This is a genomic window from Pantoea sp. USHLN256, assembly GCF_037149875.1.
GTDB classification, from domain to species: Bacteria; Pseudomonadota; Gammaproteobacteria; order Enterobacterales; family Enterobacteriaceae; genus Pantoea; species Pantoea nemavictus.
The window spans coordinates 796,383-821,142 of record NZ_JBBCQO010000002.1; the positions used below are offsets into that span (position 1 = coordinate 796,383).

The 24,760-nt window shown below is 53.5% G+C and carries 23 protein-coding genes; 10 read left to right on the forward strand and 13 right to left on the reverse strand.

Features of this window, described 5'->3' with window-relative positions; all coding sequences use genetic code 11:
• Positions 1-35 precede the first annotated feature (35 nt).
• Positions 36-836, reverse strand: coding sequence for a 3-methyl-2-oxobutanoate hydroxymethyltransferase (panB, locus tag WFL93_RS08560; RefSeq protein WP_336777872.1), 801 nt, complete (start codon positions 834-836; stop codon positions 36-38).
• A gap of 190 nt (positions 837-1,026) precedes the next feature.
• Positions 1,027-1,641: a LysE family translocator gene (locus WFL93_RS08565; protein WP_336777873.1), complete on the reverse strand. Its 615-nt coding sequence runs from the start codon at positions 1,639-1,641 to the stop codon at positions 1,027-1,029.
• 182 nt (positions 1,642-1,823) lie between these two features.
• Here WFL93_RS08565 and WFL93_RS08570 point away from each other — a divergent pair, with 182 nt between their 5' ends.
• Both WFL93_RS08570 and WFL93_RS08575 read left to right on the forward strand, forming a co-directional pair.
• Positions 1,824-2,276, forward strand: coding sequence for an Lrp/AsnC family transcriptional regulator (locus tag WFL93_RS08570; RefSeq protein WP_336777874.1), 453 nt, complete (start codon positions 1,824-1,826; stop codon positions 2,274-2,276).
• 375 nt (positions 2,277-2,651) lie between these two features.
• Positions 2,652-3,821 (forward strand): ROK family protein, encoded by a 1,170-nt coding sequence (locus WFL93_RS08575; RefSeq protein ID WP_180824197.1) that lies wholly within the window; start codon positions 2,652-2,654, stop codon positions 3,819-3,821.
• Positions 3,822-3,851: 30 nt separating this feature from the next.
• On the opposite strand, the gene WFL93_RS08580 is transcribed toward WFL93_RS08575, so the two are convergent.
• Positions 3,852-4,997, reverse strand: coding sequence for a phytanoyl-CoA dioxygenase family protein (locus tag WFL93_RS08580; protein WP_336777875.1), 1,146 nt, complete (start codon positions 4,995-4,997; stop codon positions 3,852-3,854).
• A 152-nt stretch (positions 4,998-5,149) separates the two neighbouring features.
• Here WFL93_RS08580 and WFL93_RS08585 point away from each other — a divergent pair, with 152 nt between their 5' ends.
• Positions 5,150-6,166: a substrate-binding domain-containing protein gene (locus WFL93_RS08585; RefSeq protein ID WP_336777876.1), complete on the forward strand. Its 1,017-nt coding sequence runs from the start codon at positions 5,150-5,152 to the stop codon at positions 6,164-6,166.
• Positions 6,167-6,197: 31 nt separating this feature from the next.
• Here the strand turns inward: WFL93_RS08585 and WFL93_RS08590 are convergent, their stop codons facing one another.
• From WFL93_RS08590 to WFL93_RS08620, 7 genes are all read right to left on the reverse strand, one after another.
• The gene (locus WFL93_RS08590; RefSeq protein ID WP_336777877.1) at positions 6,198-7,370 is read right to left on the reverse strand and encodes a Gfo/Idh/MocA family protein; all 1,173 of its coding nucleotides are present in this window, start codon (positions 7,368-7,370) and stop codon (positions 6,198-6,200) included.
• Positions 7,363-8,433 (reverse strand): sugar phosphate isomerase/epimerase family protein, encoded by a 1,071-nt coding sequence (locus WFL93_RS08595; RefSeq protein ID WP_336777878.1) that lies wholly within the window; start codon positions 8,431-8,433, stop codon positions 7,363-7,365. Before WFL93_RS08595 ends, WFL93_RS08590 begins: the two co-directional genes overlap by 8 nt.
• Positions 8,434-8,505: 72 nt before the next feature.
• The gene (locus WFL93_RS08600; RefSeq protein ID WP_049851183.1) at positions 8,506-9,432 is read right to left on the reverse strand and encodes a substrate-binding domain-containing protein; all 927 of its coding nucleotides are present in this window, start codon (positions 9,430-9,432) and stop codon (positions 8,506-8,508) included.
• A gap of 161 nt (positions 9,433-9,593) precedes the next feature.
• Positions 9,594-10,589, reverse strand: a complete 996-nt coding sequence (gene iolG / locus WFL93_RS08605; RefSeq protein WP_336777879.1) for an inositol 2-dehydrogenase — start codon at positions 10,587-10,589, stop codon at positions 9,594-9,596.
• A gap of 31 nt (positions 10,590-10,620) precedes the next feature.
• A complete protein-coding gene (locus WFL93_RS08610; RefSeq protein ID WP_180824201.1) occupies positions 10,621-11,613 on the reverse strand; it encodes a hydroxyacid dehydrogenase in 993 nt (330 codons plus the stop codon).
• 1 nt (position 11,614) lies between these two features.
• A complete protein-coding gene (locus WFL93_RS08615) occupies positions 11,615-12,430 on the reverse strand; it encodes an HpcH/HpaI aldolase family protein (RefSeq protein WP_336777880.1) in 816 nt (271 codons plus the stop codon).
• An 11-nt stretch (positions 12,431-12,441) separates the two neighbouring features.
• Positions 12,442-13,875, reverse strand: coding sequence for an NAD-dependent succinate-semialdehyde dehydrogenase (locus WFL93_RS08620; RefSeq protein ID WP_336777881.1), 1,434 nt, complete (start codon positions 13,873-13,875; stop codon positions 12,442-12,444).
• Positions 13,876-14,276: 401 nt separating this feature from the next.
• Here WFL93_RS08620 and WFL93_RS08625 point away from each other — a divergent pair, with 401 nt between their 5' ends.
• The 5 genes from WFL93_RS08625 to WFL93_RS08645 all read left to right on the forward strand — a co-directional run bounded on the left by WFL93_RS08625 (position 14,277) and on the right by WFL93_RS08645 (position 19,335).
• Entirely contained in the window at positions 14,277-15,206 is a 930-nt protein-coding gene (locus WFL93_RS08625) for a MurR/RpiR family transcriptional regulator (protein WP_180824203.1), read from the forward strand.
• Positions 15,207-15,354: 148 nt separating this feature from the next.
• Positions 15,355-17,199, forward strand: coding sequence for a 3D-(3,5/4)-trihydroxycyclohexane-1,2-dione acylhydrolase (decyclizing) (gene iolD, locus WFL93_RS08630; protein WP_336777882.1), 1,845 nt, complete (start codon positions 15,355-15,357; stop codon positions 17,197-17,199).
• A gap of 14 nt (positions 17,200-17,213) precedes the next feature.
• Positions 17,214-18,125, forward strand: a complete 912-nt coding sequence (iolE, locus tag WFL93_RS08635; protein WP_336777976.1) for a myo-inosose-2 dehydratase — start codon at positions 17,214-17,216, stop codon at positions 18,123-18,125.
• Complete coding sequence (locus WFL93_RS08640) at positions 18,125-18,934, forward strand: SDR family oxidoreductase (protein WP_336777883.1); 810 nt, start codon at positions 18,125-18,127, stop codon at positions 18,932-18,934. The genes iolE and WFL93_RS08640 overlap by 1 nt, the downstream gene beginning before the upstream one ends.
• 68 nt (positions 18,935-19,002) lie before the next feature.
• Positions 19,003-19,335 carry a hypothetical protein gene (locus tag WFL93_RS08645; protein WP_180824207.1) on the forward strand — a complete coding sequence of 111 codons (333 nt, stop codon included), beginning with the start codon at positions 19,003-19,005 and terminating at the stop codon, positions 19,333-19,335.
• A gap of 10 nt (positions 19,336-19,345) precedes the next feature.
• Here the strand turns inward: WFL93_RS08645 and WFL93_RS08650 are convergent, their stop codons facing one another.
• Positions 19,346-20,779 carry an amino acid permease gene (locus tag WFL93_RS08650; protein WP_336777977.1) on the reverse strand — a complete coding sequence of 478 codons (1,434 nt, stop codon included), beginning with the start codon at positions 20,777-20,779 and terminating at the stop codon, positions 19,346-19,348.
• Positions 20,780-21,327: 548 nt separating this feature from the next.
• Between WFL93_RS08650 and WFL93_RS08655 the strand changes: the two genes are divergently transcribed.
• Positions 21,328-22,602, forward strand: a complete 1,275-nt coding sequence (locus WFL93_RS08655; protein WP_049851172.1) for a Glu/Leu/Phe/Val family dehydrogenase — start codon at positions 21,328-21,330, stop codon at positions 22,600-22,602.
• Positions 22,603-22,838: 236 nt separating this feature from the next.
• Here the strand turns inward: WFL93_RS08655 and WFL93_RS08660 are convergent, their stop codons facing one another.
• Complete coding sequence (locus WFL93_RS08660; protein ID WP_049851171.1) at positions 22,839-23,129, reverse strand: hypothetical protein; 291 nt, start codon at positions 23,127-23,129, stop codon at positions 22,839-22,841.
• 379 nt (positions 23,130-23,508) lie between these two features.
• On the opposite strand from WFL93_RS08660, the gene WFL93_RS08665 reads away from it, so the two are divergent.
• Positions 23,509-23,721, forward strand: a complete 213-nt coding sequence (locus WFL93_RS08665; RefSeq protein ID WP_007891215.1) for a hypothetical protein — start codon at positions 23,509-23,511, stop codon at positions 23,719-23,721.
• A gap of 54 nt (positions 23,722-23,775) precedes the next feature.
• Here WFL93_RS08665 and WFL93_RS08670 read toward each other — a convergent pair whose 3' ends face one another.
• Complete coding sequence (locus tag WFL93_RS08670; RefSeq protein ID WP_336777884.1) at positions 23,776-24,684, reverse strand: LysR family transcriptional regulator; 909 nt, start codon at positions 24,682-24,684, stop codon at positions 23,776-23,778.
• Between the last annotated feature and the right edge of the window lie 76 nt (positions 24,685-24,760).

The window sequence follows — 24,760 nt, forward strand, 5'->3', positions numbered from 1 at the left end:
TATAAGCCGCTAATTTAAGAGGTCACATCTGTTACTTATTCTGAGTAGCAGTGCTCCGCAGACGGGAAGCTGCCGTCTTTGACGGCAGCAATGTAACTTTTTAATGCGCCCTGAATGTCATCCTGACCTTTCATAAAGTTTTTGACGAATTTCGGGGACCTGCCGGTGATGCTAAGGCCGAGCATGTCGTGCAGCACTAAAACCTGTCCATCTGTATCCGGGCCAGCGCCGATGCCGATGACGGGGACGGACACCGCCCCGCTAAGCGTTCTGCCCAGCGAAGCGGGGACGGCTTCAACCAGCACCATTGCCGCGCCAGCTTCTTCAAGCTTTTTCGCGGTGTCGACCAGTGCGGCCGCCTGATGGCTGTCACGTCCCTGCACTTTAAAACCGCCAAAAACGTTAACCGACTGAGGGGTGAGTCCAATATGGGCGCAAACCGGTATACCGTTACGCGTCAGCTGACGCACTGTGTCGCACAGCCACTCTCCACCTTCAATCTTGACCATCTGCGCACCGGCCTGCATTAACTGCGCGGAGCTATGCAGTGCCTGCTCAGGCGAGCAGCAGGTCATGAATGAAAGGTCGGCTATGATGAAGGCGCCGTTGTTTCCCCGCTTAACGCAGGCCGTGTGATAAACCATATCTTCCAGCCTGACCGGCAGGGTGCTGTCATGACCCTGTAGAATCATTCCCAGCGTATCGCCGATGAGAAGCATCTCAACGCCAGCCGTGCTCAGCTCGTGTGCAAACGTGGCGTCGTAGCATGTGAGCATGGTGATTTTCTCGCCGCGCTGCTTGAGGTTTTTCAGATGTGTCAGTGTGACAGATGACATGGTGTTCTCTGCTAATTCGTTACGTTGATGAGGGATGTTGCGGGGGCGATAATATCCGCTTTCGCAATGCTAACCGTATTGCTCGGTCTGCAAGACGCGATAAATCCCGGGCTGACGTTTCCATGACGTTGAATGTATTCATAGAGTTCCTGCAGCATGATGCGTTGTTACAAGCCTTTATGGCCAGGCGTCAGAGAAACTGCTCTGTCAGCAGTAGGGCCGCAATAATGATCATCAGGCTGCCCGAAATCCGGCTGACGTTCAGTGCGGCGCGCGGTCGCGTTTTAAGCACCGTGCCGAAGCCATACCCCACAAGCAGGTAGATCACGCCGCAGCTGATTACATGCACCAGCCCCAACGCGATCATCTGCATTGGAAGCGGCCAGGTAGCGTGGACGTCAGTGAACTGGGGCAGCAGGGCTAGAAACAACAGAAAAACCTTCGGATTAAGTCCACTGATGCAAAAGCCCTTGAGCGCCCATTTCAGTGGCGAACCTGCATCATCATTCTGCCCCGCCGCTGGCGCTGTTGGATGGCGCAGCATGCCGAGGCCGAGCCAGAGCAGATAGGCCGCCCCGGCTACGTTCAGGAGCGTCAGTACGCCCGGTGTGCCTGCAATGACTGAGCCGACCCCCGCAGCCACTATTAGTGTTGCAATTAGATGGCCGCTCAGCATGCCGGTAACCGCCGGCACTACGCGGCGTCCCCGGATGCCGGCTGAAATGACGTAAGCCCAGTCGGCGCCGGGCGTGATTACGAAAAGCACGGAAACAGCCCAGAAGGCGGCGAACATACTCAGTGACATGTGTCGTTATCCTCATTGACCTCATCTCTTAACGGCCATTTATCAGTGCCTGAAACTTGCATGTAGGGGAAACTTTTACCTGACAAATACTTTTAAAAGTTGAAGAAAGAATATCTCTTATTATGCGGAATGTGCTTTCATTTACAGCTTAAAAACGAAGGCATTACGGGAGGTTTTCAGTAATGGACAGAATAGACTGCAATATTCTTGCAGAACTACAGAAGGACGGGCGGCTTTCGCTCACTGACTTGGCGGAACGGGTGGGGATCAGCCTGTCATCATGCCAGCGCCGGGTCAGAGCCCTTGAGCAGGAAGGGGTAATCACCGGCTACCGGGCGCATCTGGATGCGGCAAGATTCGGGCTGAACTTTTCAGCCATAGTTTTCGTTACCCTGCGCGAAGGGGACCGAAAGGCGGTCAGTGCTTTCGAGGAGGCAGTAAAGGAGATACCGCAAATTATTCAGGCGCAGCGACTGTTTGGCGATCCGGATTATCTGCTTCATGTTATCACCCGTGACCTGCCGGCTTTTCAGGAGCTGTACGATGAAAAACTCTCTGGTATGTCAGGCGTGCAGCGGCTTACCTCAACACTGGTTATGAAAACGGTTGTGAAAGATCGCGCGCTGCCTGTCTGACGCTTGTGAAAGGCTTCCGCCATTCGATATTTTCAAAAAATTTTTGGCATGGAGAAAATGTTGTGTTGAGGATCTGTACAAAATGTCGAACTTCCGCTTATGGCACATTGCGGACATTTAGTAACTAAAGATTTGCTATCAACCAGAAACTCACTAACCAGCTTCCCGATGAATAACTATCAAGATATATGTCATTCTTCATCAGCAACGCGAAGTTAGCTATTAAGTTAATTTAGTGTCCCTACCGGCATGGCCAATTTGCTGTTGCGCACAACCAACACCCATTCAACACCCCGAAGGGGTTGTAATCACTGTGGGCGATCAGGGATATTGATGCGGCTATTCACAGCGCGGTTGAAGAGGTAAGGGAGCAAGGTGAAAACGTCGGGAACCAATCTGGAACATGCACGCGCGCACAATCGTCGCGTAATCATTGAAGCCATTCGCCTGCATGGCGAATTGACCCGCGCCGAACTGGCTCGTTTGACCGCGCTAACCCCGCAGACCGTGTCAAACATCGTCGCTGAACTGGAGCAGGCGGAACTGCTGACCAGCCGCGAACCGCGTAAGCAAGGGCGCGGACAGCCGGCCATTCCGGTGACGCTCAATCCGGCCAGCGCTTTTTCCATTGGTATCCATCTTGATCACCAAACGCTGCTGATTGTGCTGGTGGATCTCACCGGCGAAATTCACTTCCGCCGCCTGATTCTGGTGCAAAAGCCGGAGCCGGATGCCACATTAGCGCGTATTGAAGCGGTGCTGAGCGAGATCAAAACGCAACTGGGTGATCGCTGGCAAAAGGTGCTCGGCATTGGCGTGGTGATGCCGGGACCGTTTGGCGTTGAGGGCATCTCTTCGGTTGGACCCACCACGCTGCACGGCTGGGAGCAGGTGGATATTGAAGCCAAACTGGCAGCGATGAGTGGCGTGCCGGTAACGCTGGAGAACGATGCCACGGTAGCGGCGATTGGCGAGCGTTTTCATGGTGTGGCGCGCCAGCTGAACTCGTTTATCTATCTCTACATTGGCACCGGTTTGGGCGCGGGCATCATCATGGATGGTCACGTATACAGCGGCCACGCGCATAACGCCGGTGAAGTGGGACATGTGGTGGTTGAACCGGGCGGACGCGAATGCTATTGCGGCAATCACGGCTGTCTTGAGCGCTATGTGTCGCTACAGGCGGCGTATGAGTTCTGTGGCCTCGACCCGATGACGGCGCTGCCGGAAGATCTGCTCGAGGTCGATCCGGCGCTGTTCGACCGCTGGATTGATACCATGCTCACGCCGCTGCGCCAGGCGATTAATCTGCTGGAGTGCATCTTCGATGCCGAAAGCGTGATCATCGGCGGCATGATGCCCGCCGCGCTGCTGGACAAAATCATCCGTCGCCTGCCGCCGCTGTATCAATCGGTGCGTGGCCGCTATCTCACCGGCACCCGCTTAAAAATCGGTATGACCGGCAGCGATACCGCCGCGCTTGGCGCCGCAGCGCTGCCGATTTTCGACGAGTTTAATCCGCAGTTTCAGGTGTTGATGAAGTGATCAGGCCGGACAACTGTCCGGCCTGACGCTTTACGCTTCCCTTCTGGTACTTTGCTCATCCAGCTTTTGATTGAACTGGCTGGCGCTCCACTCTTGCTGCACCGCTTCGTGTACCAGTGCCTGCTGCGTTTGCGGCACCATTCCGCCCAGCGGTGGATCGGTGTCGAGATTGGTGGGGAAGGAGTAACCCCGCGCAGCCACGTTGATTACGGTGTTCAGCTCCTGCTGGGTAAGCTGGCTGTTTTTCAGCAACGGATAAATCAGCTTGAGTAACTGTTCGTGGTTCACTTTCTCCATCGGCACGCCAAATGCGGAGGAAACCTGCAGCAGATTCGCGGTCCTGATGTGATCGGTGGTGGTGTTGTTACCTGCGGCATGGAACAGCGCCGGGTTAAAGAACAGACCATCACCTTTTTCCAGCGGCAGCTGGACGTAATTTTGGTTAAAGAACTCAACGAACGCCGGGTCACGATAGGCGATATAACCCAGCTCATACTGATGCGACCACGGCAGTAAACGCGTCGGGCCCGACGCCAGCGGCATGTCGGTATGCGCTACAGCACCTTGCAAGGTCAGATATTGCGAAAGAATCTGCACCGGCACCGGGAATTCTGCAGCAAATGCGCTTTGCTGGAAGCCAAGGTGGTAATCCCGGTGCGGCTGCTGAGCTTCACCGCCGGGGCGCACCTGATTCACTTGCGAGGTCATGCTCCACGCCGGGCCCAGCCAGGCCTGACAAATTAACTCCAGCGTCGGATTGGCGTAGTAATCCACGAAGGTTTGCGGGCTGGTTTCACCCAGTTTTTGCAGCGCATTCCAGATACGACCATTGTTGCCCGCTCGCGAGAAGTGATCGGCCTGAATTTTGGATTTGGCCTCATTGCTCATAATGGTTTCGAAAACCTGCGAGGCGCGATCAATAACGTCAAGATCGCTGAATAACCCCCGCACCACGAACACGCCAGGGCCGTATGAGAGCGCTTTGTGCAACTCGCTCAGCAACGCTTTCTTATCTTTTTCGGCCGCTATATCCAGCGTGACACGATCGTAAATCAGCACGTTTGCCGCCGCTTCGCTCGCCAGCGGATATTCACTGGCATCGAGCTGCTGGGTACAGAATGTTTTGAAGTCTTCAACAGAGACCTGATCTTCACGGGCAAAATAGGGTGACATCATAACGACCTCATTTTATTGATGGAGTGATAGAGTGTCATCGTACGCCAGCAGGTTATCAGCAGGCGGCATGACAGGGTTGATGAGTGTTAAAATAGCAGCTACATTTCATTAACAGCACATCAAAAAAACCTCACAACTACATCATGTGACCTATGCCTAAATTTACCCAGAAACAGATCTCAGCTCAGTCCGGTTTGAGCCTCGCCACCATTGATCGTGCCATGCATAATCGCGGTCGTGTGCATCCTCAAACGCAGCACCGCATCCAGCAAGCCTTAGCCGACCTGGAACTGCAGCAGAAAAGCAGCCTGGCGCAAGGGCGAACACTTTATTTCGATGTCATCATGCATACGCCGGAGCGTTTCAGTGAGCTGGTGAAAGAGGCGTTCAGCAGCCAGATATCCAGTTTCGCCTCATTTAAAATCCAGCTCCGCTTCCACTGCAGTGAAGAGATGACGGTGGACGAAGTTGAACGGCTATTGAAAAAGTGCTCGCTTAGCACGCACGGCATCATCCTCAAAGCGATGAATTCGAGTCAGCTGGTGCCAGTTATTAATAATTTGATTAAGCAGCGTATTCCGGTGGTCACGGTGGTCACGGATATCACCGGCAGTCATCGCCTGCGTTATATCGGCATGGACAACGTTAGCGCGGGCCAGTCAGCGGCCTTCCTGATGTCAAAGTGGTTGGGAAGCGAAGCGGGCACCATTGCCGCAATTACCGGCAATAAAGCTTTTGTCGGTGAGCAGGATCGTATTCGCGGCTTTCAGCAGGGGATGAAATCCTTTTCCCCACAGCATCAGATTAAGGTTATCGCGGGTGGATCGGGCATTGACCATTTGATGTATGAAACCTTGCAACTGTTTCTGCAGGATCATCCTCACATCGATGCGGTTTATACCGTAGGCGGAGGAAATGGCGGGATTTTGCGGGCGTTGGATGAACGTAACATTCAGCCGAAGGTTTTTGTTGGGCACGATCTGGACCGGGAGAATCGCGCCCTGATGCAGGCGGGAAAAATCGATGCGCTGATTGAGCATAATCTGCAACTGGATGCGCAACACTCTTTCAAAACACTGCTGGAGTTTCACGGATTTTTGCCGGAAGAGCGCAACTATGCGCCTTATTCGCGTATCAATATCATCATGCGCTACAACATGTACACCTAAGAAGCCTGACGGCGTCAGGCTTCAGAGGGCATCAGCGATATTTCGGTTGTTTCCACACCGTTCCCTGCTGGTGGCTATCGACCACCGCATCGACAAAGGCTACGCCCTTCAGGCCATCATGGATTTGTGGGATAACTGCGCCAATGCCTGAAACAGCACGCTTTTCATCACGCGCCCGCAGTGCCGCCGCGAAGCCGCTATACAGATTGGTAAAGGCTTCGATATAACCCTCAGGATGGCCGGGCGGCGTGCGGGTGCGCGCCCGGGTTATCGCATCCAGATCGTCACGTCCCCGTTTAATGATCTGGGTATACCCTTCCAATGAGGTGTAAATCAGTTCGTTTGGCTGCTCTTGCGCCCATGTCAGGCTGCCGGTTTCACCATACACCCGCAGCCGCAGCGCATTGGAACAACCAATCGCCACCTGCGAAGACCACAGCATGCCGCGCGCGCCGCCTTCGTAGCGAATCAGTACGTGGGCGTTATCGTCCAGAGCACGTCCTTCTACAAAGGTGGCTAGATCAGCCATCACGCTCTCCGCTTTTAAGCCGGTCACATATCCCGCGAGATGATAAGCATGGGTACCAATATCGCCAATCGAGCCGCCGCGCCCATTCTTTTGCGGGTCGACTCGCCATGCCGCCTGCTGATTGTTTTTCAGCTCGACGCCGGTTGCCATCCACTCCAGCGGGTACTCCACCTGCACCGTTCGCACTTTGCCAATCAGCCCGGCCTGGACGCGCATCCGGGCTTCCACAATCAGCGGATAGCCAGAATAGGTATAAGTGACACCCAGAAAGCGTCCGGTCTGACTCACAACCTCGGCCAACGCTTCAGCATCCTGTAACGTGGTGGTGAGCGGTTTCTCACAAATCACATCAATGCCGGCTTCGAGGAAAGCCTTCGCGATGGGGAAGTGGGTGAAGTTTGGGGTGCAGATGGCGACCACATCAATGCCGTCAGCGCGTGCCGCCTCAGCCTGCGCCATGCTGGCATAATCACGGTAAGATCGCTCGGTCGCGATGTAGTTTTGCGCTGCAAAGCGATGCCCGCGCTCGGCATCAACGTCAAACGCCCCCGCGACCAGTTCATACTGATCGTCAAGACGTGCGGCAAAACGATGGATTCCGCCAATGTAGGCACCTTCGCCACCGCCAACCATGCCTAATCGGATACGACGTCCACTCAACGGTGACCTATGCATGTTTTGCTCCTTCAATGCCCAAAATTTTACGATTAAGTGATGGGTCGGCCCAGGACTTACAGAAATCATCAAACGGTTTATCGGTAACGCGAATAATGTGGTCGCTGATGAACTGCGCGCCTTCACGTGCGCCATCTTCCGGGTTTTTAAAGCAGCATTCCCACTCCAGCACTGCCCAGCCATCGAAGCCGTAGCCGGTCAATTTAGAGAAAATGCCGCTGAAATCGGTCTGGCCATCGCCGGGTGAACGAAAGCGGCCAGCGCGGCTGGTCCAGGATTGATAGCCGCCATAGGCGCCGGTTTTACCATTCGGCCTAAATTCAGCGTCTTTAACGTGGAAAGCCTTGATGCGTGGGTGGTAGTGATCGATATAGGTCAGGTAATCGATGCCCTGTAATATCAGATGACTGGGGTCATACATGATGTTGCAGCGTGGATGGTTGTGGGTTTTTTCCAAAAAACGCTCAAAGGTCAAACCATCATGCAAATCTTCCGTGGGGTGGATTTCATAACAAAGATCGATACCCTGTTCGTCGAATGCGTTAAGAATCGGTGTCCAGCGCCGTGCCAGCTCGTTGAAGCCCTCATCAATCAAGCCTTCTGGCCACTGCGGATAGGGATAGAGGAATGGCCACAGCAGCGTGCCGGAAAAAGTGACATGTTTCTCCAGGCCTAAGCGGCGTGATGCGCGCGCTGCGAGATAAAGCTGTTCAGTTGCCCACTGCTGGCGTGCTTGTGGGTCATTGCGCAGACTGGCTGGGGCAAAGCTATCGGCGGGTAAATCAAACGCAGGGTGCAGCGCAACCAGCTGTCCTTGCAAGTGGCTGGCTAAATCGGTCAACTGCAGGTCATGTTCAGCCAGCACGCCAAGGATCTCATCCGCATAGGTTTGGCTCTCGGCGGCTTGCGCCAAATCAATCAGGCGATGATCCCAGCTGGGAATTTCAACGCCTTTAAATCCTTTTTCCGCTGCCCAGCCAGCCATGCCAGATAAAGAGTTAAATGGTGCATCGTCGCCAGCGAACTGCGCCAGAAATACCGCAGGGCCTTTAATGGTTTTCATAACGTCTCCAAATTAAAAAATGCACCTGCAACCTTCACAGGTGCCAACGTCAGACACAGAAAAAAACGACGGTTAATTTGTCATGAACTTCTGGTAATTTTGCGGTGTGACTAACTGGAACGGAATAAAGTTAATATCCTGGACCTTTTCACCTTTGGCCGCTTTTTCTGCCATATCCACCGCGCCATAAGCTTGTGATTTTGCATCCTGGAATACGGTAACGGTAAGTAAGCCGGTTTTAATCGCCTGCAATCCATTTGGTCCGCCGTCGGTACCACCGACTAAAATATCTTTACCAATTTTAATGCCATTACTTTTAATGGCCATGGCGGCACCAATAGCCATTTCATCTGCGTTGGCAGAAAGAATATCTATTTTGTCTCCCGATAGAATCCAGTTATTCATCAGATTCATGCCATCTTCACGCATCCATTTCGCGGTATCTTCAACAATCACATGCATATTAGGATGTTTGGCAATGATCTCTTTTGCTCCCTGGGTTCTGAAGCGGGTAGCATCATTGCTTAATAACCCTTTCATGATGGCGACGTTAACGCTTTTACGATCTTTCACTTGATCTGCCAGATACTGCATCTGTAAACGTCCGGCTTCTATTTCATCGCTGCCGATATAGCTCACGCCATCACCCATTTTCGCATCTGAAGGCATACGGTTGAGGAAGATGAGGGGGACCTTAGCGGCGCGTGCCGCATCAGCCATATTTTTGGTTCCCTGGGTATCAACCGGGTTAACAATAATTACGTCGACTTTACCGTTAATAAAACTTTGCACCTGGCTCAATTGTTTATCAACGGCGCCCTGAGCATCCTCAAATTGAATTTTCATATCCGGATGGGTTTTCGCCTGCTCGATAATATAGCCTCTCAGGCGAGAGAGAAATACATCATCCATTTGGGCGATGCTGACGCCAACCTGTACGGCATTCACTGCAGGGCTTAGCGAAAGTAAGGTAAGACAGAGTAAGATGAATTTTTTCATAATGGTCTTCCACGTTAATTATTAGTCTCAGAACTAATCTGATGTCGGGTGTTTTATTATTCACTTCACTTACGTAGGGTTTACTAACAACGCGCTTAATTTTGTGCGTGATTTAAAGAGTAATAACGAAAATTAGGGTGGCGTCCTTGCCAATAAAGTCCTTAATTCAATTTCACTACGCTCTGAGTGTCGGCTGACAGCTGAGCGGCATCGGCAAGTCGCAGCGCCTGACAGCCATCATGAATGGTGACAGGTAGCGCGCTGCCGTTGCCGATGGCTTGAATGAAAGCGTCGACTTCCAGCCGATAGGCATCGGTGTAGCGCTGCATAAAGAAGTCCAGCAGCGGGCCACGCACTTCGGTGTGCTGGGCGCCAAAATGGCGCACCGTGGTTTCACGATGGTTGTCATTGATCATCATGCCACCAGAACCAAACGCTTCCAGACGCTGGTCGTAGCCATATACCGCCTGGCGGCTGCAGTTGATCTGACACTGTTTACCGGAGGCGGTGCGCAGCTGCACCATCACCGTGTCGTAATCCCCTAACGCTTCCAGCGAAGGCTCAAACAGGCGACTGCCGGTGGCAAACACCTCAACGGGTTCCTCACCCAAAATCCAGCGCGCGAGGTCAAAATCATGGATCACCATATCGCGGAAGATACCGCCGGAATGCTTGAGATAGTTCAACGGTGCCAAACCAGGATCGCGGCTGGTGATCACCACCTGGTGCAGGTCACCAATATCTCCCTGAGCAATGCGCTGATGAATTTCGTTAAAGCCTGGATCGAAGCGACGGTTGAAACCCAGCATCACTCTGCTGGCCTTCTCGCCCAGCGCTTTTTCGGCCGCCAGAGCTTTGTGGATATCAAGGTCGACCGGTTTTTCGCACAGCACGGCTTTGCCCGCGTTGGCCGCGGCCAGCATTAGCTCAACGTGGGTATCGGTCGGTGTCCCGATCACCACGGCATCGACAGCCGGATCGTTAATCGCCTCAAGCGGATCTTGCACCGCGCGGCCGCCCCACAGGGCAGATAACGCATGGGCATTTTCAATAAAGGGATCGGCAACCATAACCAGCTGAGCGTCTTTATGACGCGCCACGTTGGCGGCATGAACCTGGCCAATGCGGCCAGCGCCGAGGATGGCAATTTTGAGCATGATGTTCTCCGGGTCGAGAGGTTTATTGTTATCAGGGCAATTGGCTCATCAGGTCGTTAAGCGCCAGAACCTGCTTATTGACCACCAGATCCGTATCGAGCTGACCAGTGAAAAAATTGACGATATTGGTGGCAGCGGAAATCGACATGCGCATCGCCGCCTCTTCGGTCAGTCCTGCGGAATGTGGGCTGAGAATTAATTTGTCGCGCTGGGCCAGTAGCGCGGTATTTAGCGCGGGCGGCTCCTGCTGTAATACATCAAGACCCACGCCACCCAATGCATCGTTTTGCAGGGCGGTTGCCAGCGCCTCTTCATCGACAATGCCGCCGCGCGCGGTATTGATTAAAATGGCGTGGCGTTTCATTAGCGCCAGTTCGTCCGCGCCAATCACCGCTTTATCACCGCTTAAAGGCAGATGGATAGTCACCGCATCGGCCTGTTGCAGGCCCTCATTGATGTCTGCAACGCGGGTTACGCCGCTTTCTACGAAACTGTTATCGGGCAGGAAAGGATCGTAAGCGATGACTTTCATGCGAAAGCTTTTCGCCAGGCGCGCCACTTCACGGCCGATGCGACCAAAACCGAGAATGAATAAGGTTCTGCCAGCCACCTCTACGGCGGAAAAACTGTTGCGACGATTCCATTCACCCTCACGAATGCTGCTATCGAAATAGCAGATGCGTTTTGCCAGAGCCAGCAGCAAGGACAGCGTGTGTTCCGCCACGGAAAGTGAATTCACATTGCCGACAATGGTCAGCGGAATGTTGCGTTCGGTAAGGGCGGCAACGTCAACCGAGTCATAACCCACGCCGTGACGTGACACCATGCGCAGATTTTTTCCAGCAAAGATCTCTTTAGCCGTAAGCGGCTGCGTACGGATTAATAGCGCATCCGCTTCGGCAATAAAGGGCGCATAACTCGCCACGCTGACCTCGTGCACCAACTGCACGTTGAATCCAGGCGCGTTATGCAGAATATCGAGCCCGGCCGGATGAATTTTTCCGGCAACCAGAATGTTTGGCATCTCAGTAACCTCCCGGCTGGGTTGATGGCGTTGCCTGGCCGTTACCGTTGAGTTCGCGGAATTGCTGCACGCTACTGGCTGCTGCGCCACGCAACAGCTGGACGTCGTTAGAAAGCGTGACTAAATCGAATCCCCATTGCGCCGCGTTGGCCGCATAAGCGGCAGAACCATTGTGCAGCCCCGCCTTTTTCCCAGCACGATGCGCAGTGACGAGAATATGCTTAATCGCATCGACAATTTCCGGTTCAGTGCGATCAAAACCCGTGCGATATTTTCTGCCGGTAAGTCCTAACGTCAGATCGGCTGGGCCGATATAGACGCCGTCCAGTCCGGGGGTAGCGACAATCGCTTCGATATTGTCAAAGGCTTCGGCGGTTTCGATCATCGCCAGGCACACCACGTGATCGTCGGCCTGCTGGCCGTAATCCTGGCCAGCGGAGAATGTCACGCGCGTTGGGCCAAAACTGCGGCTACCGTGGGGTGGATAACGCACGCAGGAGACCAGCGTCTGCGCTTGCTCTGCGGTGCTGATCATCGGACAGATAATGCCCCATGCACCGGCATCCAGTGACTTCATAATGATGCCCGGCTCTAGCCAGGGCACGCGCACCATTGGGGCAACGCCGCTGGCGCGCATCGCCTGTAGCATATGCGTTGCCTGCTCATAGCCGACAAAGCCGTGCTGCAAATCGATGGTTAGCGCGTCGTAACCTTGCTCAGCCATGATTTCAGCTGTGAAGGCGTTGGCGATGCTAAGCCAGCCATTGAGTACGGTTTGCCCTGCATTCCAGCGTGCTTTGATATTATTCAGCTTCATCAATCCGTTCCTTACAGCACGATTTGCGCCAGTTTGATGTTCATATAGTCGTGAATACCCTCACTTCCGCCTTCACGCCCCATGCCGCTGGCTTTCACGCCGCCAAACGGCACTTCGGCAGCGGCCAGCGCATAGCTGTTAATACCGACCATGCCGGATTCGAGGCGCGCCACGGTTTCACGAATGCGGGCCGGATCGCGGGTAAAGGCGTAAGCGGAGAGGGCAAAATCAGAGTTATTAACGCGGCGCCACAGATCGTCGCTGTCGCTAAATGAGGTGATGGCGGCAATCGGACCAAAATTTTCTTCGGCGATCGCCAGCGCATCGTCGGGGACGTCGGCAATCACGGTTGGAGCGAAGAAGTAGCCGCCGTTTAATTCGATACGTTCGCCGCCGACCACGATGCGTGCTCCTTTCTCGCGCGCATCCGCCACGATCGCCTCGATGGCTTTGAGGCGACGAGGATTGATCAGCGGGCCCATTTGCGTGCCTTCATCCAGCCCGTAACCGACCTTGAGTTTTTTCGCACGCTCGGCAAAGCCTTGTACGAAGTCGTGATAGCGGCTTTGGTGGACATAAAAGCGATCGCAAGTGACACAAACCTGGCCACAGTTGGCAAATTTGGTGGCCACGGAAAGGTCGAGCGCTTTTTCCAGATCGGCATCGTCATAGACGATGACCGGCGCGTTGCCGCCCAACTCCATGCTAAGGCGCTTAATCGTGGCCGCTGAATCCCGAATCATCTGCTGGCCGAGTTGCGTTGAGCCGGTTAGTGAGACTTTCTTCACCACGGGCGAAGCAATCAAGGGTTCATAGGTTGCGGCAGTCGGCCCAACAACCAAATTTGCCACGCCAGCCGGCAGTCCCGCTTTGCGCAGGCACTCAAAAATCATCATGGCGGAGCCGGGGACTTCACTGGATGGACGTAATACCACCGTGCAGCCAGCCGCGAGCGCGGGTGCAAGCTTGCGTGCCACCAGCACCACCGGAAAATTCCACGCGGTAAACGCCGCCACCACGCCGACCGGTTCGTGCGACACTTCACAGCGTCCGCCTGGCACCCGGCTTTCTACAATGCGGCCATAGATACGACGCGCCTCTTCGGCGTACCAGATAAATTGGTCGGTCGATAATTCCCATTCGCGCCTGGCCTGCGCCAACGGTTTGCCACTCTCCTTCGAGATGATCTGTGCGGCCTCTGCCGCCAATACCGTCATCTCTTTTGCCATCGCCTGCAGCAAATCCGCCCGCGCCCAGCCTGAGGTGGTTCGCCATGCGACCAGCGCCGCTTCTGCGCTGGCCAGCGCAGATTGGGTGTCGGCAACAGAGGCGGCGGCAATTTCACCCAGCGTTTGCCCGTTGCCGGGATCGGTGACGATCACCGGTTCTGCACCGCTGCCCTGACGCCATTCGCCGTTAATAAACTGTCCAAAGTTTTGATACATGTTGATCCATTCCTCCGGTAGCGGTTTCAGGCTTAAGCGACAGCCTGAAACGGTCAGCTGGGAGGGAAGACCTGGGATGGGAATCCCTCAGCAGCATTGATAGTTGCAATGTTAGGATTGGAGCAATAAAAATTGCAATGCAATGGCAGGCGTGAGGTTAAATTGAGGTTTTAGTTTAAATTATCTATATAAATCAGAACCTAAAGTGGGTTGAGTATCGTCGGAAAAGGTGTTTCATTCAGACTAAAAGTGAATTCTTCGAACCAAATCACAAATATCACGCAGAGCTTTTCCCTGTTGGCAGCGAATGGGTTAGAACTAATTGCATTAAGGTTTTACTTGCAATTTTTATTGCGGTAGCGTGCTGGCGAGATGGGCTGTACGCCGAAAAGGAATGATGGATGAGCAAGATTGAGAAGATGCAAACCACGCTGCCGCATGAAAATTACGAGCAAATTGTGGATGAGATTACTAAACGCTATGCGCAGCTGTCGGTGCGGCATCAGCAGGCGGCACGCTATGTGACGCAAAACCCGAACACGGTGGCGCTGGAATCGATTAACGCTGTCGCCGCGAAATGTGGTCTGCACCCCTCGGTGCTCGTGCGTTTTGCGCAGGTGTTTGGCTATAGCGGTTTTAAACAGATGCAGAGCGTATTTCAGACCCGACTCGCCACGGCGGCACCGGGTTACAACGAGCGCATCACCGCCCTGGAGAATGATCTGCGCAAGAATGAGCAGAAGGGCAGCCTCGGCTTTTTGCAAAGCCTGGTGATACGGGACATCGCTACGCTGCAGGAGCTGCTGAGCAACGTAGCGGAAAGCGATCTCGATGCGACCGCGGGGTATCTGAAGGAGGCGGAAACTATCTATATCGCCGGTCAGTTGCGCTCCGAGCCGATTGCGTTATTGCTACGCTACCTGCTCACCATGCTGAATCGCCGGGTGATCCTGCTGGATTCCGCCGGCGGGCTGGCGCCGGAAATGGCTAACAATATGCGTGAAAGTGACGTGCTTATCGCCATCGCGTTTCGCCATTATGCCAAAGAGGTGATCGCCATTGCCGACCATGCCAGCGCGCGCACCATTCCGGTCATCGCCATTAGCGATGGGCCGCTATCACCCTTAGCGAAAAGCGCCAGCGTGCTGTTCAACATTCCGGAAGAGGAGTACAGCTTTTCGCGATCGCTGGCCGCGCCGGTGTGTCTGGCGCAAAGCATCGCCATGGCGCTGGCAGCAGTATTGCAGCCGGAAGTGGCGCAGCCGCGCATCGAAACCATTACTGAACGTGAGAAGCGCACAGAATCACCGCGTAAACGCAACCGCGCCTAATTGAATTAACGGGCTCCCGCTCGCAGCTGAGTGGGAGTTTTGTCGCCTGAAGTTGCAACTTATATTGCGGTAATTTGTTTTTAGCAATTTAAGTTGTGAAATATAACACCATGCTGCACAGCAGCATCTCTGAAAAGTGAGTAAGGATATGGCTACGATTCGTTGCACGACGGCTCAGGCGATAGTTCGCTATCTGAGCAATCAGTTTACCGAGGTGGATGGCAAACGCGTGCCGCTGTTCCCGGGCGTGTATGGCATTTTTGGCCACGGTAATGTCACTTGCCTGGGCGAAGCGCTAGAAGCGGCGCAAGATGTATTACCCACCTGGCGCGGGCAGAATGAGCAGTCGATGGCGTTTGCTGCCGTGGGATTTGCCAAGGCGATGGTGCGACGTCAAATCATGGTAGTTACCGCCTCGATTGGTCCTGGCACCACCAATCTGCTCACCGCTGCGGGCGTAGCGCATACCAGTCGTCTGCCGCTTTTAATGATCTGCGGTGACAGCTTTGCCCGTCGCCATCCCGATCCGGTAATGCAGCAGGTCGAGCATTTCAATGATCCGACCCAAACGGTGAATGATGCCTTTAAAGCGGTGTCGCGCTACTGGGATCGGATTACCTATCCTGAACAGATCCTCTCCTCTCTGCCACAAGCCGTGGCAACGATGCGCGATCCCGGCGACTGTGGCCCAGCCTTTATTGGCGTATGCCAGGACGTCCAGGAGATGGCGTGGGATTACCCAGAAGAGTTCTTTGCTCCGCGTTTGCATCTGATGCCACGTCCACGTCCCGATCGCCAACTGCTGGCACGCGCTGCTGAGTGCCTGAAACAGGCGAAACGTCCACTGATTATTTCCGGTGGCGGCGTGCGCTATTCGCAGGCTGAAGCAGAACTGGCGCAGTTTGCCCTGGCGCATGGCATCCCGGTGGTGGAAACCATCGCCGGAAAGGGCGCGTTTACCCACGATGACCCGATTCATTGCGGGCCGATTGGCATTCTCGGTTCAACCTCGGCCAATGCGCTGGCCGCCGAGGCGGATGTGGTGATTGCGGTGGGGACGCGTTTGATGGATTTCGTCACCGGTTCATGGACGGTATTCGATCATCAAGCACAATTTATTGCGCTCAACGCCGCGCGCTTTGATGCGCACAAGCATCTGGCCATCCCGCTGGAGTGTGATGCCCGTGAAGGCATTAGCGAACTGCACACGGCGCTCGGCAGCTGGAAAGCAGCCGATAGCTGGCTGGAAAAAGGTCGCCGGGCGTTTGCCAAATGGAACGAACTGATTGCGGCGCGGCAGGAACGCACGGTATCGGAGGGCGATCCCACCTACGCGCAGGTGATTGGCGTTGTGAATGCGGCGGCGGCGGCAGAAGATTACATCATCAGCGCGGCGGGCGGACTGCCCGGTGAACTGGTGAAGGGTTGGCGGGTGAAGAATCCAGGCACGTTTGATTGCGAATTTGGCTTCTCCTGTATGGGCTATGAACTCTCCGCTGGCTGGGGCGTGGCGATGGCTGAGCAGGATCGCGACGTGTTCGTGATGATTGGTGACGGCACCTACATGATGATGAATTCCGATATCTACTCCAGCGTTCTTTCGGGCCACAAATTCATTTTGCTGGTGTGCGATAACGGCGGCTATGCGGTGATCAATCGTCTGCAAAATGCCAAGGGCGGCGCCTCATTCAATAACCTGCTGAAAGATTGTCGGGTACAGGAGCCGTTTCACGTCGATTTCGTCGCTCATGCGCAATCCATGGGGGCGCTGGCGCGCAAGGTCTCCTCGCTGGATGAGCTTGAGGAAGCGATCGGCTGGGCCAAAGGAAACGATCGCACCACGGTCATCTCCATCGATACTCATCCGTTTGACTGGACGCCGGGCGATGCCTGGTGGGATGTCGGCGTGCCGGAAGTCAGCGCACGAGACAGCGTTAACCAGGCGCGTGAAGAGCACGTAAAGGGTCGCCTGGCGCAGCGCGTCGGCATTTAATCAGGGAGTTCATGATGTTAAAAGCCAAACTGGGCATCGCGCCCATTGCCTGGTCGAACGATGACCTGCCGCAGTTGGGTGGGGATACGCCGCTCACGACCTGCTTGTCTGAAAGTCATCAGGCGGGATTTCAGGGTGTCGAAACCGGCGGTAAGTTTCCCAAAACTGCTGACGCGCTAAAGCCGCTACTGCAAGAGTATCAGCTGGATTTGGTGTCAGGCTGGTACTCCGGCACCTTGCTGGACAACGGCGTGGAGGAGGAGATCAAAAAATCACTGCCGCAAATGCAGCTGTTTCGTGATTGCGGCGCGACTTGCCTGGTGTATGGCGAAACGGCCGGCACTATCCAAAATCAGCAACATGTGCCGCTGGCGCAGCGTCGTCGTCTTACCGATGAACAGATGCGCGAGTACGGCGAAAAACTGATCCAGTTTGCAGCGTTTTGCCAGGACTACGGCGTGCCGCTGGCTTTCCATCATCACATGGGAACCGCCATTGAGGATGAACATGATATTGACCGCTTGATGGCCGTCACCACGCCAGAGGTTGGGCTCCTGTTTGACGCCGGTCACCTGGTGTTTGCAGGCGTCGATCCATTGCGCATTCTGGAAAAACATGGCGACCGCATCATTCACGTGCATACCAAAGACGTGCGCGAAGAGGTCCTGCGCGCCTTAGATCGACATCGCGACTCCTTCCTCGATGCGGTGCTGCAAGGGATTTATACCGTCCCCGGCGATGGCATGATCGATTTCAGTGCCATTGTTAATAAGTTGGCGCAAATCGGCTATCAGGGCTGGTTTGTGGTGGAAGCAGAGCAAGACCCAGCGAAAGCACCGCCGCTGGAATACGCGCTTCTTGGTTATAAAACACTTCGTTCGGCGCTCGACGCAGCCGGTTATTCAGTCATTTCAGGAGCACTATGATGAACCAGTTAACAGGTAAAGTGGCCGTGGTTACCGGTGGTACGCAAGGCGTGGGCGCAGCGATTGCGCGTCAGTTTACGCAGTTGGGTGCTAGCGCAGTGGTGATTTGTGGTCGCAATCAGGAGAAAGGGACCAAGGTTGCCGAGCGTTTAAACGGGGAAAGTGAAACTAAAGTGGATTTCGTGCGCGCGGATTTATCTAACGTAGAGGATTGCCGTCACGTCATCGCCACCGCAGATAAACTGCATGGCCGCGTCGATATTTTGGTTAACGCCGGCGGCATGAGCGATCGCGGTACCATTTTAGATACCGATCCCGAACTCTTCGACCGCATCTTCGCCACCAACGTACGCGGCCCGTTCTTTCTGATGCAGGAAGCCATTAAGCTAATGCGCCGCGATAACATTGCGGGCAGCATCGTGAATATCTGTTCGATGTCATCGCTGGCGGGGCAACCTTTTATCGCCGCGTACTGCTCGTCCAAGGGCGCGCTGGCCACCCTGACACGCAACACCGCCTACGCCTTATTGCGTAACCGCATTCGTGTGAATGGCCTCAACATTGGCTGGATGGCATCGGAAGGCGAAGATCGCATCATGAAGCAATATCACAGCGCAGAGGATAATTGGCTGGAGAAAGCGGCGGCGTCTCAGCCGTTTGGCCGCCTGATCCAACCGGAAGAAGTGGCGCGCGCAGTGGCATTCCTCGCCAGCGAAGAGTCCGGATTGATGACCGGCTCAATGATTGAGTTCGATCAGTCAGTCTGGGGTGGATACGATCAAGCTGCTGCACCTGCTTCCCCGCTTTAAGCGCTTTCCTCAGCCTGTGAAAGCAGGCTGGTTCCTCATTTTTATCGACTCATAAAAGAGGATGCGACATGAATCTAAAACAACTCGATAGCATTGCTCACTTTTACCATCAGCTACTGCTTCAGGTTCGCTTTCTGAAATTCAGTAAGCGGCGAACACCAGAAGAGGAGAAAAAAGAGTTGCTGGTTCAGTGGCTGCTTAAAGAGAAAAAATTGAAAACCTTTGGTGAAGAGTGTCGCCATGAGATCGCCTATATGATCCTCGAAATAGAGAGCAGCAGTCTCAGCGACTTTGAAAGTAAAGTGGAGCATCTTGAGACGAACTGCGCTGCTATTCGATTGGAGATGGAAATGAGTCAGGCGCTAAAGTGGGAAACGTCAGCAAAATCGGGTTACGGCTAAGATGTCTGCCTCAGGACGAGGCAGATTTGGCGTTCAACTCACCATTCAACGATCGTGCCCGCTTCTCCTTCACCTTCCAGACTAACCACAACGCAATAAACCACGTCGGCGAAACCGCTAAAGCGGCGAGCGTGTCGGGATCAAATACCATAATCACTACCGAGAACAGGAAGAACATCAGCGTGGCCCAGGCCATGACGACGCCGCCGGGCATTTTAAATTTCGATTTTTGATGCAGATCCGCACGTTGCCGGCGATACACCAGATAGGACACCAGAATCATTCCCCAGCAGTAGATCACCAGAATCGCGGCCAGGGTGGAAACGATGGTGAACAGCGTAGTGACATTCGGCACCAGGAACAGCAGCAGGGTACCGCTCAGCATACAGAAGCAGGAGAACAGCAGGCTGCGCAGCGGAATGCGCGTGGTGCGCGACAGAATGCGGAATTGCCAGTGCGCATGCTTCTCAACCGACAAGCCATACAACATGCGGGTACTGGAATAGACGCCACTATTGGCGGAAGACATCGCCGATGTGAGCGCCACAAAATTGATGATCGCCGCCGCCGCAGGCAGGCCTGCCTTAGCAAACAGCGTGACAAACGGGCTGGTGTCTGGCGAAACGCCCTGCCAGGAGGTGACCGCAATAATCACCATCATCGAGAGCAGGTAAAAAACCACAATACGCAGCGGCAGAGCGTTGATGGCGCGCGGCAGAATTTTCTCGGGATCGCGCGTTTCCGCGGTCATGGTGCCTATCAGCTCGATCCCGGTATAAGAGAAAATAGCGATTTGGAAACCAGCGAGAAAGCCGGTGATGCCATGCGGCATAAACACGGCGGGATCGGTCAGATTATGTAGCGATGCGGTGACGCCATCAGGCGAGGTCCAGCCGGTAAACACCATCCATCCACCGGTTAAAATCAGCGCAATGATGGTAATCACTTTGATCAGTGCGAACCAGAACTCCGCTTCACCAAAGGCTTTCACCGACAGCATGTTAAACAGACAGAGAATGCCTAAGGTAAATAGTGCCGGTATCCACGCCGACATTTCCGGGAACCAATACTGCATATAGGCGCCGCATACCACCACGTCGGCAATGCAGGTGACGACCCAACTCAGCCAATACGACCAACCCAAATAGAAGCTGGCTTTCGGCCCGAGATAATCACCGACAAAATCGGCAAATGAACGATAGTCCAGCCGGGTCAGCAGCAACTCACCCATCGCGCGCATCACCATATAGCTGAAAAAACCGACCAGAATGTAGATGATCAAAATAGAGGTTCCGGCAACGGCAATATTGCGTCCTGCTCCCATAAACAGCCCGGTGCCGATGGAGCCTCCCAGCGCGATCATCTGAATATGACGTTCGCTGAGCCCGCGCTGCAGTTTTTGCGGGGCGTCGTTAGCCCGAGCAGGCTGAATCTGCTCTCGTATCGGTTTGTTAGACACAATAATTCCTTCAGTCTGGCAAAGAGGCGCATAGCGATGCCTGCCCGCAAGCATCAGTGGCAAGTTAGGGTTTTATTCTTTCCGCAAAGGCAAAGCTAAACGAATCTGTTAAGCGCAGTGAAACAGGCACGTTTAAATAGTTGAAAGAAAAACAAAACTAATAAAAGCCTAATTCATGATCGATATTTCCCGCTGAGTTTCACTCATCGTGGTTGCCTGAGTTAACAAAGTCAATGCGATAAAATAACACTTTATTCACTTTTTGATGACCATCAAAGAACTGAAAAATAGGAAAAAAATCCAACATTATGCAGTTTGGTGAATATTTTATGCATAAAAATGCATGCCTTAAAGGGACGTTTCATTGCTTATTTATTCATTCATCAACACGATTTGGCATGGGAAAAATTAATGATTTCTTTTTTCGTCGTGATTCTGTTTTTTTAAAAGTGCTAAATTAAAGCCTGCCTAGTGCAATGCATTACCTTTCCACGTCTTTTCAATATAAATAACTCTGAATAAACAGGCTTCTCATGGAAAAGTTATCTTACGCGTCTGAAAGCAGTACATCTCCCTGGACTACCTACCTGAGCCAAATTGACCGCGTTGCGCCTTACCTCGGTGAATTGTCTCGCTGGATTGAAACGCTGCGTCATCCCAAAAGAGCACTGATTGTCGACATCCCGGTACAGATGGATGACGGCTCCATCCGCCACTTTGAAGGCTATCGCGTGCAGCACAACTTATCGCGCGGGCCAGGCAAAGGCGGCGTGCGTTACCATCCAGCGGTAGACCTGAACGAAGTGATGGCGCTCTCTGCCTGGATGACCATCAAATGTGCGGCGGTCAACCTGCCATATGGCGGGGCAAAAGGCGGCATCCGCGTTGATCCTCATGCGTTATCAGAAGGTGAGCTGGAGCGATTAACTCGCCGCTATACCAGTGAAATCGGTCTGATTATTGGGCCTCAGAAAGATATTCCAGCGCCAGATGTCGGTACCAACGGCAAAGTCATGGCCTGGATGATGGACACGTACTCGATGAACCATGGCACCACCATTACGGGCGTGGTGACCGGTAAACCGATCCATCTTGGTGGCTCGCTAGGCCGTGAAAAAGCCACTGGCCGCGGCGTATTTATCACCGGACGTGAAGTGGCGCAACGCTCTAACATCACCATTGAAGGTGCACGCGTGGCGCTGCAGGGCTTTGGTAACGTAGGTAGCGAAGCAGCCCGTCTATTTGCCGAAGCCGGGGCGCGCGTGGTGGTGATTCAGGATCACACCGCTACCTTGTTCAACGAGGGCGGGATCGATTTGAATGCGCTGAGTGCGTGGCAGATTGAGCACAAGCAGATCGCCGGTTTCCCCGGTGCGCGTGAAATCGAGAAAGAGCAATTCTGGACCACGGCGATGGATATTCTGATCCCGGCGGCGCTTGAAGGGCAGATTACGCGTGAGCGTGCGGAAATTATCAGTGCAAAACTGGTACTTGAAGGGGCGAACGGCCCAACTTACCCGGATGCCGATGATGTACTGGCCAACCGTGGCGTGCAGGTGGTTCCGGACGTGATCTGTAATGCCGGCGGGGTAACGGTCAGTTACTTCGAGTGGGTGCAGGATATGGCGAGTTTCTTCTGGAGCGAAGACGAAATTAATAAGCGTATGGATCGCATCATGACCGAAGCGATGATTCACGTTTGGGATAAGGCGGCAGAAAAACGCTGTTCACTGCGCACCGCCGCTTATATTGTTGCCTGCGAACGTATTCTGCTGGCACGTAAAGATCGCGGTATTTATCCTGGCTAATTTACTTTGTTGTTAACGCTGCTGTGCAAAACCGGGAGTGATACCATTTCCGGTTTTAATTTCCTCAAATAACCGGCTTCATCGGAAAACACACTCTGTCTAGCGTCGTAATATTACGCTTCGCTTTAATTGCTTTTTTAGAATTAAACGCAGTGCATTTATTTGATTAATGTAAGAAAAGCTAAATGCATTGATAAAACGTCATCGCCGCTGCGAGAGGACGTTTATCCTGTGGTTCATGCCAGATTTACCCCACGCAGGCCTGACCAGCAGCGCGCCGCCGACTGGGTAATCATCACCGAGGGTTCCTCGCTAAACTCACTCACTAACGTAACAATCCTATCGGTTAAACTCCTTATATTTTCACTGCCTACATAAACATATTCATTGGTGGGTAAAACGTAAGCATAACCTTTCTCACAGACCAGGCTACGCGAAAATCCATGTTCCAGCATGGCATACAGCAGTTCAATTTGCGTGCCTGCAGTGGGATCTTTCAGTTCGATGCGAATAGTGTAACTGAGCATAATGTCATCTCCGGCTAAATAAAATTTAAGTTTACTTAATTTTAATTCGTCCGAAAATTTTATTTCCAGTTTAAGATAAATCCTAACGAGCATTGAGCTATAAGCGAAGGGTGCAGGTTATTATTTTTAGTAATGATTGGCACTATTAAGCGCAGCGATATTCATTCATATGATATTAAATTAATTAACCTGGCGTTTATTCCGTTCGGCTTATTTAGGTTGCTATTTAATTAGAGGTGGCGGACTTCATAGGGCTATAATTAATTTATGGCTCATTCTGATTTGGTTGCTAAAAAAGCGTGCAAGACAGCTTCCGCAAAGGGCGATTTTTAAGAGTGGTGTTAATCCTATTTATCTTATGCCTCATGTGGAGTAGCAGATGAAATTAACCGTAACCGATTTCTACGTGTTTAGTCGGGAAGATGCTGATGGCTGCTGCTATCTTCATCGTGATGGCTGCCGTTTGAGCCCTGCCTATAACAATCGTGTGTTTATGGGATCCTTTTATTCGTCTGAACACGCCTGGCAATATTTTTATACCCATCACGGTGAGCACCGGGCCGCGCTTTGTCTGTTGTGTATGAAAGAGTGAGGTCAAGCTTACTCAGCCGAAACATGCCACAAACGGTGGATATCACAAGCGCCCCTAAAGAGGTTGCTGCGCAAAGGCCTCTTTAAGCGCATCAATCGCACAGCGAAGCCGCTGGGGCATCGCGGCGGTTTTCAACCACACCGCGTAAATCGGTAGGCTGTTACTGCGCGTTTGCGGCAAGACCTCAATCAGCTTTTTCTCCTCAATATCCCGACTGACCAGCCAGCGTGGCAACTGCGCGATGCCGTAACCTTGCTGCGTCGCCGCATACACCGCGCTCATGCTACTGAAGCGCAAGCGCTCGTCCGGCTGCCAATAAACCATCTCTTCCTGCGCGTTCTTCAGCAGCCACTGCTGGGATCGCCCTTGCTCAAGCAGGGTCAGATGCGGGAAGTGGGCCAGATCGTCAGTTTGTGCCAGCGCTTTACCCGCTGCCAGCAGTGCAGGGGCGGCGCACAGCAGCAGCGGCTGCTGGCCGATGAGGCGCGCGGTGAGATCGGCATGATGCCCAGGCGCGCCGATCCGTATCGCCAAATCCACACCGTCCGCTGCCAGATCGATACGCTGGGTGGAGAGTCGCACATCCAGTGACAAACCTTGCCAGCGTTGGGTGAGAGGCAATAACACCGGCATCACCCATTTTTCGCCCAGCAGAGGCGGGGCCGCGACGCGCAGCTGTCCTGTGGGTTCGCTGGCATGTGACATCAGCCGATTCTCTGCCGCGTCGAGGCTGGCGAGGATCTGCAAACAATCCTGGTAAAACTGTTCACCTTCACTGGTGAGCGACAGTGAACGGGTGGTGCGCTGGAACAGCTTTACCTGCAAACGTGATTCGAGGCGGGCCACCGCTTTTCCCACCGTCGAGCGTGATAATCCCAACTGCTCGGCTGCCGGGCTAAATCCACCGGCCTGCGCGGCCTGCACAAAGGCGCGGATGCTGTTCAACCTGTCGACGTTAATCATCAGTAAGCTCGCTTTATTGGCGATGTTAATTCGTCAGTATGGCGAATTAATGGCGTAACTGGCGAATTAAAATCGT